The following is a 13,436-nucleotide window of genomic DNA, read 5'->3' on the forward strand; positions in this document are numbered from 1 at the left end:
ATTGGGTATTTAGCGCCTCTTGTCATCTGGGGCCGATATGAGTAACGGTCCCGGGGAGGCCCTTCTCCGTCACCGCATCAGCACGAGCCGTACGGCCTCGGCGACGGGCACGCCTCCGCCGATGAGTTCGAGGACGCGATGCCGCGTCTCCGGGGCGTCGATCAGCGCGGCGATCACGGCGGCGACGTCGTCGCGCGGCACCGCCCCGGAGGGAAGCGGCGGATCGGCCAGCGTCACCAGGCCGGTCCCCGGCCCGTCGGTGAGCCGCCCCGGCCGCAGGATCGTCCAGTCGAGCGGGCGGGCGCGCAGGTCCTCCTCCGCGGCCGTCTTCGCGGTGATGTAGGCCGCCCAGACCTCGTCGCTCCCCGGCGCGGGCGGCGATCCCGCGCCCATCGAGGAGATCTGGATGAAGCGGGACACGCCGGCCCGTTCGGCCGCGTCGGCGAGCAGCACCGAGGCGCCCTGGTCCACCGTGAACTTGCGCGCGGCGCCGCTGCCGGGTCCCGCCCCGGCGGCGAAGACGACGGCTCCGGCTCCCAGCAGGATCTCGGTCACCTTCTCCGGCGTGGTCCGCTCCAGGTCGCACAGCTCCGCCTCGGCGCCGGCCGCCTCCACGTCCGCGACCTGGTCCGGGTTGCGGATCAGCCCCACCGGCGCGTCGCCCCGCCCGCTCAGCAGGCGTGCCAGCCGAAGGGCGATCTTCCCGTGTCCGCCCGCGATCACCACGCGCATGCGCTCACCTCCGCGCCGATCCTGCCACGACCCCTCCCGCCCGCCGGGGCAGGCCGCGCCGTCACTTGCCCGTCTTCGCTGGTCAGTGGTTACTTTTTGTGATAGTCATGTCACTACCAGTAATCAGCAAAGTGTCTGTGGAGATGACATGCTCATGGGCGTACTCGCGGTCGCGGCGGCCGTCGGGCTGGTGGCCGTGGCGGCCCTTCTGTTCCGCGCGCTGGGCCGGGGCACCGACGATCGCGACCCCGGCGGCGCGTCCGCCGGTCACGCCGGGTCGATGCTCTCCTCGCTGTTCCTGCTCGTGTTCGCCATCGCGATCGTCGTGCCGTGGACCTCGGCCGACTCGGCGCGGCAGAACACCTACTCGGAGACCCAGGCGCTCGTGGAGGCCTACTGGGCCGCCGCGCCGCTCCCCGCCCCCGACGCCGCCCAGGTGCGCGAGGGACTGCGCGAGTACGCGAGATACGTCCTCGAGGACGAGTGGCCGCAGATGGCGGCCGGGCGCCTCGGCACCGAGGGGACGGCGCGGCTGGAGTCGCTGCGCGCCCGCGTGACCGAACTGCCGGTCACGACCGACGCGGCGCGCGATGCCAAGGACGCGGTGCTGGAGCGGATGGCGGACCTGTTCGCCGCCCGCAGGCAGCGCGCCGCCGACGCGGGCACCGCGCTGCCTCCCGGCGTCATGCTGCTGACGGTCCTCACGGGCGTCCTCGTCGTCGTCTTCCCGTTCCTGGCCGGGGCCCGTCCCCGGGGGCTCACGCTCGTGCCGTTGACGGCGATGGCGGTCCTGCTCGGTGTCGGCGTCTATCTCGCCTGGAACATCTCCCACCCCTTCAGCGGTGGCCTGGCGGTGAAGCCCGACGCGTTCGTGAGCGCCCTGCACGAGTTCCAGCGGATCCCCGAGGGCCGCTGACATGGGCAGGACGGCGGGTCCGCGCGTGGCCGTCGCGCTCGTCCGCGCCGGTGCCGTGCTGACCTGTGCCACCCTAACCTGGGCCACCCTGACCTGGGCCACGTCGGCCGCCGCGCTTCCCGCGCCGGTGCGGGCAGCCGCGGGCGCGTCTTCCACGGCCGACGATCCGGATGGACCGGGCCTGCGGGTCGGCGTCTGCGTCGACGTCGACGTGATCGTCGACCTGCACGCCGAGGTCGGCATCGGAGGGCCCGGCTGCACGCCGCCGACGCCCGTCCCACCGCCGGCACCCTCCCCGGAGCCTCCGGCGCCGGCTCCCGAGAAGCCCGCACCGGCGCCCCGTCACTTTCCGCATCGGGTGGCGGTCGCGCCCCGGCCGCCCGTGGCGGTGCCGTCCCCCCGCCCTCGTGTGACGCCGCGGCCCACCCCGTCGCCGTCGAGGTCACCGGTTGCCCGCGTGCCGGCCATGCGCGCGATCGCGCCCGTACGGCACCGCAACCCCCTGGGGACGCTCACGGTCGTCGTGGTCCTGTCGGTGGCGATCGCCGCCGCCGGTGCCGCCGCCTTCCGCCGGTAGGAGGACACGGGCGGCGACGCCGGGCCGGAGAACGAAGAGGGCCGCAAGCGCCGACCCGGCCCTCATCTCCGGATTGCGCCCGAAGGGGGGTCGACGCGTGCGGCGCCGAACACCCACGGCGAGGTCTGGGCGATGAAGTCGCCGGGAAATCCGAGGGTGAACTCGGTGGCATGTTCCAGGCGCGTGCGCACTTCAGGGGGGAGGGCGAGGCCGGCGGCGGCGAGATTGTCACGTAGCTGCTCGGCGGAACGCGCCCCGACGATCGGATGGACGGCGGGAGAGCGGCTCATCGTCCACGCGATCGCGACCTGTGCCGGGGTCGCGCCGAGGTCGTCGGCGGCCTCCTGCACGGCCCGGGCGACGGCGTGGTCGCGGGCCGAGAGCGACTCGGCCTTCAGCCGTCCCGTGGGCACGGCCCCGTCCGGGCGGGTGTGCTCGCCGGACAGCGTGTACTTGCCGGACAGCACCCCGCCGCCGAGCGGGCTCCACGCCGTGACGCCGAGCCCGAGGGACTCGGCCATGGGGAGCAGTTCCCGTTCGACGTCACGTTGCAGCAGGCTGTACGGCACCTGCAGGCCGATGAAGGGACTCCAGCCGCGCCACTCGGCGAGGGTGTTGGCGCGGGCCACGACCCAGGCCGGGGCGTCGGAGATCCCCACGTACAGCACCTTGCCGGCCTGGACGGCGTCGTCCAGCGCGCGCATGGTCTCCTCGATGGGCGTGTCACGGTCCCACATGTGCACCCAATAGAGGTCGAGGTAGTCCGTACGCAGCCGGCGCAGGCTGGTCTCCAGGGAGGCCCGGAGGTTCTTCCTGTGGTTCCCCCCGGCGTTCGGGTCGGAGCGGTCGCGGGAGACGGTGTATTTCGTGCCGAGGACGAACGACTCGCGCCTGCCCTCGAGCAGCTCGCCGAGGATCTCCTCGCTGGCTCCGTCGCGGTAGTTGACGGCCGTGTCGATCATGTTGCCGCCGGCCTCGGCATACAGGTCGAGCATCCGCCGGCACTCCGCCGCCGGCGCGCCGACCCCGCCCTGCTCTCCGAAGGTCATCGCGCCCAGGATCAGTTCGGACACCCGAAGACCGCTCGTGCCCAGGGTGCGGTACCTCATGCCGATGTCTGAATGTGTCATGAAGGGCACCATACACTGTGTCTGGACATTGTGTCTGTACAAGGCGTCCGTACAGCACGTCGATATCCTGAGGGGCATGCCTTCGAAGCCCGGCGCGCAGCCTGCCCGTAGATCGGCCGCGGAGCCGGCGTCCACCGGGTTGCGGGAGCGGATCCTGTCCGCGACCCGCGAGCTGCTGCGGGAGCGCCGCTTCGACACCCTCAGCGTCGCCGACATCCTCACCGCCGCGGAGGTCTCCCGGGCGAGCTTCTACTTCTACTTCCCGAGCAAGCAGGCCGTGCTCGGTGAGCTGGTGCGCGAGGCCGTGGCGCAGGGACAGCAGGCCGCGGCCCCGTGGATCGGCGGGTCGCAGGACCCCGTCGCCGCGCTGCGTGCGGGGGTGCGGGACGGTGCCCGGCTGTGGCGCGACAACGCGGGCGTCCTCATGGCGATCGTGGAGAGCCAGGGCTCGGACGAGGGGCTGCGAACTCTCTGGCTGGAACAGATGAACCTGTTCACCGACGCCGCCGTGGCCCGGATCGAGTCCGACCCCCAGGCCCGCAGGCGGCTCGGGGACATGGACGTGCGCGCCGTCGCCGCGTCGCTGACCTGGATGGGTGAGCGGCTCTACTATCTGGCCGCGGCCGGTGTCCCCCCGTTCGACGACGAGGAGGTCCTCGTCGACGTTCTCACCAACGCCTGGGTATCGATCCTCTACGGCCGGCCGGTCACCCCGCCCAGCCGGATTCCCAGGGCAGAGCAGCGGAAAGACGCCGCGGACTGATCACCGGTGCAGCGGAGCCGGCGTCGCGTCCGAGGACGGCGCCGGCTCCGCGCGCTCTCATTCAGGACCGGTTCGCCCGGGCCACGACCTCCTCGCTCGTCAGGGGGCTGCTCGGGTGGTGACTCAGGCACAGCGGCGTACGGACCTTCGTGAACGACCCGCCCTCGAACGCCGCGTAGAAATGGCCGGACCGCAGCCGCGCCACGTCGGGGACGTCGCCGCCCTTGGCCCTGGCCAGCTCCCGCGCCGCCGTGATCTGGGCCGGCGCGTTGAGCAGGCCGAAGAACTGGGTGGCGGCGTTGCCCGTGATCCGGTTGTGCAGGCCCTTCGGCGCCTGGGTGGCGAACACCAGCCCGAGGCCGTACTTGCGGGCCTGCGCGGCGAGGGCGAGCGTGCTCTGGGTGCACACGGTCGCCGTCCCTGACGGCGCGAACGTCTGGGCCTCGTCCATCACGAACAGCCCGCCGAGCGGCCGGTCTCCGGCGGGATGCCGTTTGATCCAGGAGAACAGCGCCATCTGCAGCTGGTTGACGAAGCCCTGCCGCTGGGCGTCGGAGGCCATGCCGGTGAGGCTGATCACCGAGACGCGGGCCCGCCTGCCCTCCGGCGGCGTCAGCAGGACGCCCGGATCGACAGGCGTCCCGGTCCCCGCGAACAGGGGATCGCTGATCGTCTCCGCCCTCAGGTGCTGGGCCATCTCGGTCGCGAGCCTGGGCGCGCCTTCGAGACTGCTCACGCCGTCAGGAAGGTCGTCGAGCAGGGCGATCAGGCCGCCCAGTCCCGTGCCGCCGCGCCGTCCGTAGTGGGCGACGGCCTCGCGGAGCACCGCCTGGCCGAGATGGGCCCTGGCCGTCTTGGCCTCCAGCTTCGCCCGGGGCACGAGCGCGGCGAGGGCGGCGTCCACCGCCTCGCCGAACTCGTCCGGGTCGTCGGCGACGCCGGCGAAGTCGGGCAGTGGCTGGAAGCTCAGCGGGCGTCCCGACTCCTTGCGCGGAGTCCAGACGACCACGTCGGTGTTCGCCAGGTAGTCGTCGGCCCTGGCCGCGTCGCCCTCGCCCCACTCCGCCGGTGGCTCCGGCCACCGGTCGCCGAGCCGCGCGAGGTCGTTGTTCGCGTCGAGGACGATCGCCGAGACCCCCTGAAGGGCGCACTCCTCCACGAGGCGGCGGATCAGCACCGTCTTGCCGGAGCCCGAGCCGGCGAAGATCGCCGCGTGCTTGCGCAGGGTCTCCAGCGGAATCCGCACCGGCCGGTCGTCCGAGGTCGCCGCCCCGATCGTCAGGTACGGAGCGGCCGGGGCCTCGTCCGCCGGCAGCGGCCTGCGCGGACGAGGAACGGCCGCCTCCGCTGCCGGCATCTCCGCGAAGGGCGCCTCGACCGGTACCTCCGCAGCCGGTACCTCCGCGACCGGCGTCTCCACGGCCGGCACCTCCGCGGACGGCGCTTCGACCGGCGATGCCTCGGGGGAGGGCAGAGGCGGCCAGACCTGCAGATCGGGAACGGCCGGGCCGAGGGTTACGCCGCCGGGAAACGCGACGCTCGCACCGGCACGTTCCGGCACATCGCCGGAAGCCGGGGACGGCGCGGTGTCGGATGCGGGTGACGGCGCGGTGTCGGGGGCCGGTGGCGGCGCGGTGTCGAGGGCCGCGGAAGGTGTACCACCGGAGGCCGGGGACGGCGCGTCGGTCACCGGCAGCGGCTTGAGTCCTGGCACCGCCTCCCGGTGGAGCAGACGCCGCTCGGGATTGGCGGTGCGCCGGGGGCGGTCCGGCGACCGGGCCGGCCGCGAGGACCTCCCGCTCCCGGCTCCGGAGACGCGCGGAACGGCCGCGTCGCTCAGCGCCTCGGCGAACAGCTTCACCTCGTTCGTCGGCTTGCGGGAGACGAGCCATGCCTGAAGGTCCGCCGGGTTTTCGGTCAGCAGGGTGCGAAGAGCCGAGAAGATCCTCAGGTCGTTCTCCTCGACCTGGAGGACGCGGCCCCCCGCCTGCTCGAAGGCGGCCAGGGCCTCCTGAGTGGCGGGTCCCTTCGCCCAGCCCTGGTTCCTGAGCACGAAGAGTTTGCGCGCGGGTATCCGATCGTCGAGCCCGGCCGCCGTGGACGCGGCCTTCAGTCGGTTGAGCGCGGCGGTGTGATGGGACGCGGAGACGGCCCGGAAACACCAGTGGGCCTCGTTCTCCGTCGCCTCGTCCAGGGTCCGCCGCAGGCGGGCGTGCAGGGGCGGCTTCGTGCTCGGAGGCGGGTCCTGGGCGAACAGGCGTCCGTCCTCGCCCTGCTCGGCGATCCAGGCGGACAGCCCGGCCGACAGCAGTCCCGGCATCACGGCGTCCTCCGTGATCGGGTCCAGCGCCTCCACCACGTCCGCCCGCTGCCGCAACTCCGCGAAGCGCCTGTCGAGCTCGCCGAAGTCGGGTCCAGGTCCCGGGCGCTGCTCGGTGGGAACGACCTTGGCCGGCTGGGAGCCGGTCAGCCGTTCCAGCTCCGCGACCTGCCCGCTCGCCAGGCATGACCGCACATGCGTGTCGATCCGGATGAGCAACTGGCGAGGCGTGTACTGGTTCGCCTCCTCGAACGCCTCAGGCTTCACCGGCCAGGTCGGATACGGCGGCGTGAACCCGACCGCCCCGTACTGCGCACTGAACCGCTTCTCGATCAGCGCCCGGCCCGTCTTCGCGTCCGGGATCGTCCCCAGCGGCAGGGTCATCCGGAAGCGGTCCTGGACGGTGTCGGTGGCATGCTCTTCGATCAACGTCCATGTGAGGGGGAGGCAGGACAGGACCGTCAGCGTGCGGTGGGTCACCTCGCGAAGTGTCATCAGACCACCCGCGACGCGTTCGATCGTCCTGCGGTGCTCCGGGTCCTCCGCCGATCCTCCCCCGGTGAGGGTGGCGGACTGGGCGATCAGCGTGTCGACCTGGTCCACGGCGATGACGGAGGGACCGGTCAGTGCGAGAAGTCTGGACAGGTCGTGGACGATCTCCTGCGGTGTCTTCTCGACGGTCCGGAACCCCCATCCCGCGCGCTCGCCGGGCTCTCCCTGCGGCGCCGAGATGAGGTAGGCGTCACCGATGTCCTGCGCCGCCAGGCCATGCGAGGCCCGCAGGGTGAGGGCCCGTGCGGTGTCCTGCACGTCACGGCCGACGTACGGGTCGTATCGGCGCAGGGCGTCGATGAAGGCATCCAGGTCAGCCCGGGACAGGGGGACGTCGCCGATGATCGGGCCGCGTGCCGCCTGAGGCACCTCGGCGAGCACGCAGAGGCGCCACAGGAGTTCCCTCAGCTGACTGCCGTCCCCGGCCAGCGGCCGGGAGAGGCTGTCGAGCATGGAGAGCAGCACGCTCTCCCAGAAGTCCTTCGCGTCGAGCAGGCTGACCAGGAAGAAGTAGGCGTCCTCTTCGTGTACCTTCTCGCGCACCCAGCCGAGGAGGTGTGTCTTACCCGTCCCCCGCTGGCCCTGTATCGCGACGCCGATGGGGCTCGCGGCGACGCTCTCCTCCGCCTCCAGCAGGCCGTCGAGGATGACCTGCGCGGCGTCCCGATGCATCCCCTCGACATGGAACGGCAACGGGCGCCACACGTCGTCGGCGACCCGCGTGTAGTTGAACCGCAGGGCCCGGAGGGCGTCGAGTTCGTCGCTCGTCATCATGCTCCGATCAGGATGAGGTGCTTGGCCTGGTCCCCGATCACGACAGCCGCGCTCCTGTCCTCGTCGGTGAGCATCTTCTGGTTGGACTCTGGCACCAGGCGTACGTCGGGCAGCCCGATCATCCGGCGGAAGGCGGCGTCGACCTCGTCCCTGGGGGCATCGCCGAGCAACGGGCGCAGCCGGGTCAGGCTGACCCAGGCGTTCGGCTTGTCGGCGAGCTGCGCGTACGCCTTGCGGATCATCGTCTCGACGTCGTCGGACGCGGACGCGGGCACGCTCGCGGCCGACGGCTGTGCGATCGGTGCTGCCGCCGGCTCGGAGGCGGGCGGTTCCGCGACCGGTTCTCCGGTGTTCGCGGGGACGAGGTCCTCCTCCCGCCCGAAGATCTCGGCGAGGCTGTTCTCGCTCCGGGCGATGTGCCGCTGGAGGTTGCCGACGAGGGCCTTGACCGCCGCCGCGGCGAAACCGTTGCCCGGCGTGCCGATGCCGTCCCTGACGAGCTCCGACGCGTGGCGCCAGCCTTTGTCGGTCACCACATGGCTGAAAGAGCGCCCCGCTCTCCGGCTGGTGACGAATCTGCCCGCGTTGAGGGTGGTCCGCTCCTTGCCCGTGATGGTGACGCCGTACTTTTTCTTGAGCTCGGGATTGGACATCTCCCGGTCCTCCGCCATCAGGATCAGGAGGGCGCAGGTCGCGGAGAAGGACAAGGGTTTGTCAGGCATGGAGTGACCCTTCGAGCGTTCCATGGCGGCACTGGTGGAGGAAGCGCTCCAGCTCGGCGAGCACGGTGCCGAGGCGTTCCAGCACCTGCTCGTTCGTGAAGCGGCGGACGGCGTAGCCGTCCCGGCGGAGGCGCAGGTCGCGCTGTCTGTCCGCGGCGAGGCGGAGCGGCCGGAGATGCTCGGGGCCGTCGATCTCGACCACGCATCGCTCGGCGCGCCAGAGCAGGTCGACGCGGATCGGATTGCTGAGCGGTCCTGAGGCGTGGAGCTGGTTCCACTCGCGGCCCGCCGCCCAGGCGCACGGCGACAGTGCCGCCTCCAACCGCCGCTCGGCGGTGCTGGCCGGGTGCGGCGATCCGGCCAGAGGCGGGAAAGCCAGCGCCGGCATTGGAGACTCCACGGCACCGCCGGACGTGATCTCGCGGGCGAGCGCCGCGACCTCTTCGGGGATCGGGGCGGCCATGGTCTCGATCCGGTCGACGGAGCGCAGCGGCGGCCCGATGAGCCAGACACCGAACCCGCCGTGGTGGGCCAGCCATTCGCACGCCGCGACCAGCACCTCCTCGGCGGCAGGCGAGAGCCCGGAGGGAACCCGTACGAGGATCGCGGCCTCCGGCCGCCGATAGCCCGAGCGGAGCACCCGGGCCAGCCCGGCGGCACGGATCTCGGGCGGGAAGCCTCCCCGAGCCTGGCCGCGCAGGGCGCGTTCCGCCAGGTAGGCGAGGAAGGGCGCGAAGTGCCTGGTGGCGGAGCCCGTACGCAGGGCGAGGGCGCGAACGGCGGGGACGGCCGCGCCGCCGGATCCGGTGATGCCGTCCGCATCGGGCAGCCAGGCGGGGAACATCGCCAGCGCGGCGGACTCCAGTTCCCCCAGTACGTCGGCGACCACGTCCGCGGGGGTCCCGGCCGGGCGGGGCACGTAGGTGACCAGCGCGGGCGCGTCATCGGGCAGGGGCTCGACCGCCAGCGCGACGGCGTCCGGGTCGCCGTGCAGGTGCACGTCCCCGCCCGCGTGCAGGTGCACGACCCGGCCCGTGGGAAGCTCCCTCCACGAGCGTGCCACGCCGTCCCCGCCTGTCGTTGAAGATCCAACAATCTCGACCCGGCAGAGGGTATCGGGCAGTGGCAGGACCGTCCACAAAATCGGAATTATCCGGTCTCGGATCTGATCAGGCGGAGGAACGCCTTGATGCCCGACAGGACCTCCTGGTTGTCGGTGAGACGGCTGAGGGAGTCCTCGAACTTCCTGCCCATGGCGTCGAGCCGGCGGTCGAGGTCGTCCCCGCGCGCCGTGGCCGCGTGGAACCCGGCGCGCGTCTCCGAGGTGAGGGTGTCGAGGCGCTCGGCCAGTTCGGCGGCCCTGGCCTCGGACTCCTCGGCCCGCCCCTCCAGCGCTGTGACCCGCTCGACGAGCGTGACGACGTCCTCGCGCGGATACCGGACCTCCTCCAGCATCGTGGTCATGCGGTTGCGCAGGTGGGAGAACCAGGCCCCGGCCGGTCTGAAGAACGTGGCGATCAGGTAGAAGACGGCGAAGTAGTAGCCGACGGTCTCGCCGGAGAAGTAGGTGACGGCCGCGAGCAGGGCGGCCGACAGCAGGTGGGCGGCGACGGCCGCTTTGCGCATGCGCACCGCGATGCGGCGGGCCTCCGCCTCGCGTTCCGGCGAGACCTCCACCCCGCGCTCGCGGCTGACCCGTATCTCGTGGATCAGGGCATGGGCCTGGAAGTACAGGTTCCACGGCACCGTCAGGAGCACGATCAGCCAGAGCAGGCACAGCGCTCCGAAGCCCAGCGAGACGACCACCGGCAGTGGTACGTCCACCACGTAGACCAGGACGATCCCCGCGATCGTGGAGACGATCGAAAGAAAGACGATCCCGCTTCTGCTCACGGCCATCCTTTCCGTCGGCGTTCGGACACGTCAGTGTCGCCGCCGGATCGGCGCGCGGGCATGAGCGGGATCACCCGGATCGCCTGAGTACGACCGCTCAGTAGAAAAGGGGGTGGCCCGGGACGCGGACCACCCCCATTCGTCACCCGAAGAAGCTCGTCACTTCTCGAAGACGGGGACCCCGTCGCGGACGAGCTTCCAGTTCGCCTCGGCGAACGTCGCCGGGTCGATGGTGCCGCTCGCGGCGGCGTACTCGATCAGCGCCTGGCGGATCTCCACCTGGGCGTTGTAGACCACCGGGGCGGTCGAGACGTGCGGGAAGCCGCCGCCGCCCGACTGGCGGTAGTTGTTGATGGCCACGACGAACTGCTGGTCGGCGGTGACGGGCTTGCCCTGGTAGGACAGGCCGACGATGCGCTGGCCGGCCGGCTTGGAGATGTCGATGTCGTACGTCACGCCGGAGAGCTGGTCGTAGTTGTAGTCGGGCGTGCCGCCGGCGTTGGTGAGCGTGCCGAGGTCGATCGGCGCGCCCGGGGCGACCTGGGCGAAGTATTTCGCCGAATACTCCAGGAAGTCCTTGATCTGGGCGCCGTTCAGCTTGATGCCGAGCAGCGTGTTGTCGTAGACGTACAGTCCGGCCATGTCGCGGACGCTGACCGGCCCGGCCGGGAACACGGCGGTGCGGCTGAACGGCGCGGCGATCGACAGCACGGGCAGCGAGGCGTCGGCGGTGCCGGCGATGGCCTTGCCGACGAGGTCGGTCTGGACCTTCTGGATGTAGTCGAGGATCGGCGTGTCCTTGTACGGCGACTCGGCCGCCGACAGTTCCTGGGTGGACTGGGCGATGACCTTGTTGACGTAGCCGACCGTCTTGTCGTGCGACTCCTTCACGAGCGCGACGATCTTCGGGTCCTCGGCCACGGTGTTGGTGTTGAGCGTGGTGGACGACTTGCCGGTCACCGTCCACTTCCCGCGCTCCTTGGCGAGCGTGAAGTCGACGACGCTGAGGCGCTGGCCCCACTTGCTGGGCTCGGTCAGCAGCACCTGCTGCCCGGTGACCTTGTTGGTCACGAAGCGCTGCGGCACGTCGTTGTGCGCGTGGCCGAACAGGACGGCGTCGACGCCGGGCACCTGCTCGGCGACCATGGCGGCGGCGTTCTCCACCGGCAGGTCTGAGCCGTAGGACGACAGGCCGTTGTCACCCGCGTGGGCGGTGACCAGGACCACGTCGGCGCCGAGGCCGCGGATGACCGGCACCCACTTCTTGGCGGTCTCGACGAGGTCGAGGAACCTCAGCTTGCCGTCGACGTTCGCCTTGTCCCAGATCGCGACGCCGGGGTTGGTGAGGCCGAGCACGCCCACCTTGATCGGCTTTTCGCCCTTCACCTTCATGGTCTTGATGACGTACGGCCGGTAGGCCGGCAGGCCGGTCTTGGCGGAGACGGCGTTCGCGCCGAGGACCGGCGCCTTCATCTGCTTGACCCACGCGCCGAGCAGCGGCAGGCCGTAGTTGAACTCGTGGTTGCCCAGCGTCACGGCGTCGTACCCGATGGCGTTCATGGCCTTCGCCATGGGGTGGACCTCGCCGGTCGAGGTGATCGGCTCGATCTTGGCGTAGTAGTAGTCCAGCGGCGTGCCCTGGAGGGTGTCACCGGAGTCGAACAGCAGGGTGTGGTCGGCGCCGCGGTCGGCCCTGATCTTCGACACCATCGTCGAGATCTTCGCCAGGCCCACGTCGTTGTGCGCGCTGTCGTCGTACTCCGCGTTCTTGTAGTAGTCCCAGTTGAGCGCGTTTCCGTGGATGTCGGAACTGGCCATGACGGTGATCTTGACCGTGTGGCTCGGGGCCGCGGTGGCGGGGGTGCCGGGCAGGAGGAGACCGAGGGCCACGACGCCGGCGCCCGCGGTCAACCTGATCGCTGAACTCATGCTGGGTGACGATAGTGATGCCTAATTACCAAGTGGTCACGAAGTCCTTAACCGGACATGTCGCTACAAGGTGACACGCCTGTCACCCACGGGGAGCCACGCCGTGGGTAGGACCGGTGGGATGGCGGACAAACTCGAGACCTACCGGGCCAAGCGCGACGCGACGCGCACCAGCGAGCCGGTCCCCGCCGAAGGGCCGCTGCCGCGGGGCGAGGACGACACGTTCGTCATCCAGGAGCACCACGCCAGGTCCCTGCACTGGGACCTGCGCCTGGAGCGCGGCGGGGTGCTGGTCTCCTGGGCGATCCCCAAGGGCCTGCCGCCCGACCCCGCGACCAACCACCTCGCCGTTCACACCGAGGACCACCCCATGGAGTACGCCTGCTTCGAGGGCGAGATCCCCAAGGGCGAGTACGGCGGCGGCACGATGACGATCTGGGACCGCGGCCACTACGCGACCGAGAAGTGGAGCGACCGCGAGATCAAGATCGTGCTGAGCGGCTCCCGGGTCGCGGGCCGCTACGTGCTGTTCCAGACCCGGGGCCGCAACTGGATGATCCACCGGATGGACCCGCCCAGCGGGCGGTGGGCGCCTCCGCCCGCCTCGCTCGCGCCGATGACGCCGGTCACCCGCGCCCGCGTGCCGCGCGACCCGGAGGCGTACGCCTGGGAGTTCTGGTGGGACGGTGCGCGGGCGCTCGCGTACGTGGAGGGCGGCAGGCTCACCCTGCGCGGCGCGGGCGGCGCGGACGTCACCGGGGAGCACCGCTGGCTGCGCCCGCTGGCCGAGGCGTTCGGCAGCAGGGCCGCCGTGCTCGACGGCGAGGTCGTCACGTTCGCGGGCACCCCCGTCTACGTCGCCTACGACCTGCTCTACGACGACGGCCGGTCGTTGCTGGACGAGCCGTTCGAGCGCCGCCGTGCGGGCCTGGAGGACCTCGCGGTCGACGGGCCGCGCTGGCAGACGGCGCCGTCCTGGCCCGGGGAGGTGGACGCGGTGCGGCGGGCGGCGGCCGAGCAGGGCCTGCCCGGTGTGGTGGGCAAGCGCCTCGGCTCCGCGTACGCGCCGGGGGAGGAGTCCCCCGCCTGGGTGCGGCTGCCCGGGAAGGCCGCAGGGTAAGGCCGGTG

Annotated in this window: 11 protein-coding genes; 4 read left to right on the plus strand and 7 right to left on the minus strand. The window is 71.5% G+C overall.

Features of this window, described 5'->3' with window-relative positions:
* Positions 1-69: 69 nt before the first annotated feature.
* Positions 70-732, minus strand: coding sequence for an SDR family oxidoreductase (locus QSK36_RS38400; RefSeq protein WP_285785778.1), 663 nt, complete (start codon positions 730-732; stop codon positions 70-72).
* Between the two features lie 148 nt (positions 733-880).
* On the opposite strand from QSK36_RS38400, the gene QSK36_RS38405 reads away from it, so the two are divergent.
* Both QSK36_RS38405 and QSK36_RS38410 read left to right on the plus strand, forming a co-directional pair.
* Positions 881-1,648 (plus strand): bestrophin-like domain, encoded by a 768-nt coding sequence (locus QSK36_RS38405; RefSeq protein WP_183540012.1) that lies wholly within the window; start codon positions 881-883, stop codon positions 1,646-1,648.
* 1 nt (position 1,649) lies between these two features.
* A complete protein-coding gene (locus QSK36_RS38410; RefSeq protein WP_285785779.1) occupies positions 1,650-2,225 on the plus strand; it encodes a hypothetical protein in 576 nt (191 codons plus the stop codon).
* Between the two features lie 62 nt (positions 2,226-2,287).
* Here QSK36_RS38410 and QSK36_RS38415 read toward each other — a convergent pair whose 3' ends face one another.
* On the minus strand, positions 2,288-3,334 hold the full coding sequence (locus QSK36_RS38415) for an aldo/keto reductase (RefSeq protein WP_183540923.1): 1,047 nt from the start codon (positions 3,332-3,334) through the stop codon (positions 2,288-2,290).
* Between the two features lie 97 nt (positions 3,335-3,431).
* Here QSK36_RS38415 and QSK36_RS38420 point away from each other — a divergent pair, with 97 nt between their 5' ends.
* Entirely contained in the window at positions 3,432-4,118 is a 687-nt protein-coding gene (locus QSK36_RS38420; protein WP_183540008.1) for a TetR/AcrR family transcriptional regulator, read from the plus strand.
* A 61-nt stretch (positions 4,119-4,179) separates the two neighbouring features.
* On the opposite strand, the gene QSK36_RS38425 is transcribed toward QSK36_RS38420, so the two are convergent.
* From QSK36_RS38425 to QSK36_RS38445, 5 genes are all read right to left on the minus strand, one after another.
* Positions 4,180-7,764 (minus strand): helicase HerA domain-containing protein, encoded by a 3,585-nt coding sequence (locus tag QSK36_RS38425; protein ID WP_285785780.1) that lies wholly within the window; start codon positions 7,762-7,764, stop codon positions 4,180-4,182.
* Positions 7,761-8,486: a hypothetical protein gene (locus tag QSK36_RS38430; RefSeq protein ID WP_285785781.1), complete on the minus strand. Its 726-nt coding sequence runs from the start codon at positions 8,484-8,486 to the stop codon at positions 7,761-7,763. Before QSK36_RS38430 ends, QSK36_RS38425 begins: the two co-directional genes overlap by 4 nt.
* Positions 8,479-9,549: a DUF559 domain-containing protein gene (locus QSK36_RS38435; RefSeq protein WP_285785782.1), complete on the minus strand. Its 1,071-nt coding sequence runs from the start codon at positions 9,547-9,549 to the stop codon at positions 8,479-8,481. The genes QSK36_RS38430 and QSK36_RS38435 overlap by 8 nt, the downstream gene beginning before the upstream one ends.
* An 86-nt stretch (positions 9,550-9,635) precedes the next feature.
* Positions 9,636-10,379 (minus strand): hypothetical protein, encoded by a 744-nt coding sequence (locus QSK36_RS38440; protein WP_285785783.1) that lies wholly within the window; start codon positions 10,377-10,379, stop codon positions 9,636-9,638.
* Positions 10,380-10,538: 159 nt separating this feature from the next.
* A complete protein-coding gene (locus QSK36_RS38445; protein ID WP_183540000.1) occupies positions 10,539-12,308 on the minus strand; it encodes a 5'-nucleotidase C-terminal domain-containing protein in 1,770 nt (589 codons plus the stop codon).
* A gap of 121 nt (positions 12,309-12,429) precedes the next feature.
* Between QSK36_RS38445 and QSK36_RS38450 the strand changes: the two genes are divergently transcribed.
* Positions 12,430-13,428 carry a DNA polymerase ligase N-terminal domain-containing protein gene (locus QSK36_RS38450; RefSeq protein WP_285785784.1) on the plus strand — a complete coding sequence of 333 codons (999 nt, stop codon included), beginning with the start codon at positions 12,430-12,432 and terminating at the stop codon, positions 13,426-13,428.
* Positions 13,429-13,436: the final 8 nt, after the last annotated feature.

The sequence above is a fragment of the Microbispora sp. NBRC 16548 genome, assembly GCF_030268985.1.
In the GTDB taxonomy this organism is placed as follows: domain Bacteria; phylum Actinomycetota; class Actinomycetes; order Streptosporangiales; family Streptosporangiaceae; genus Microbispora; species Microbispora catharanthi.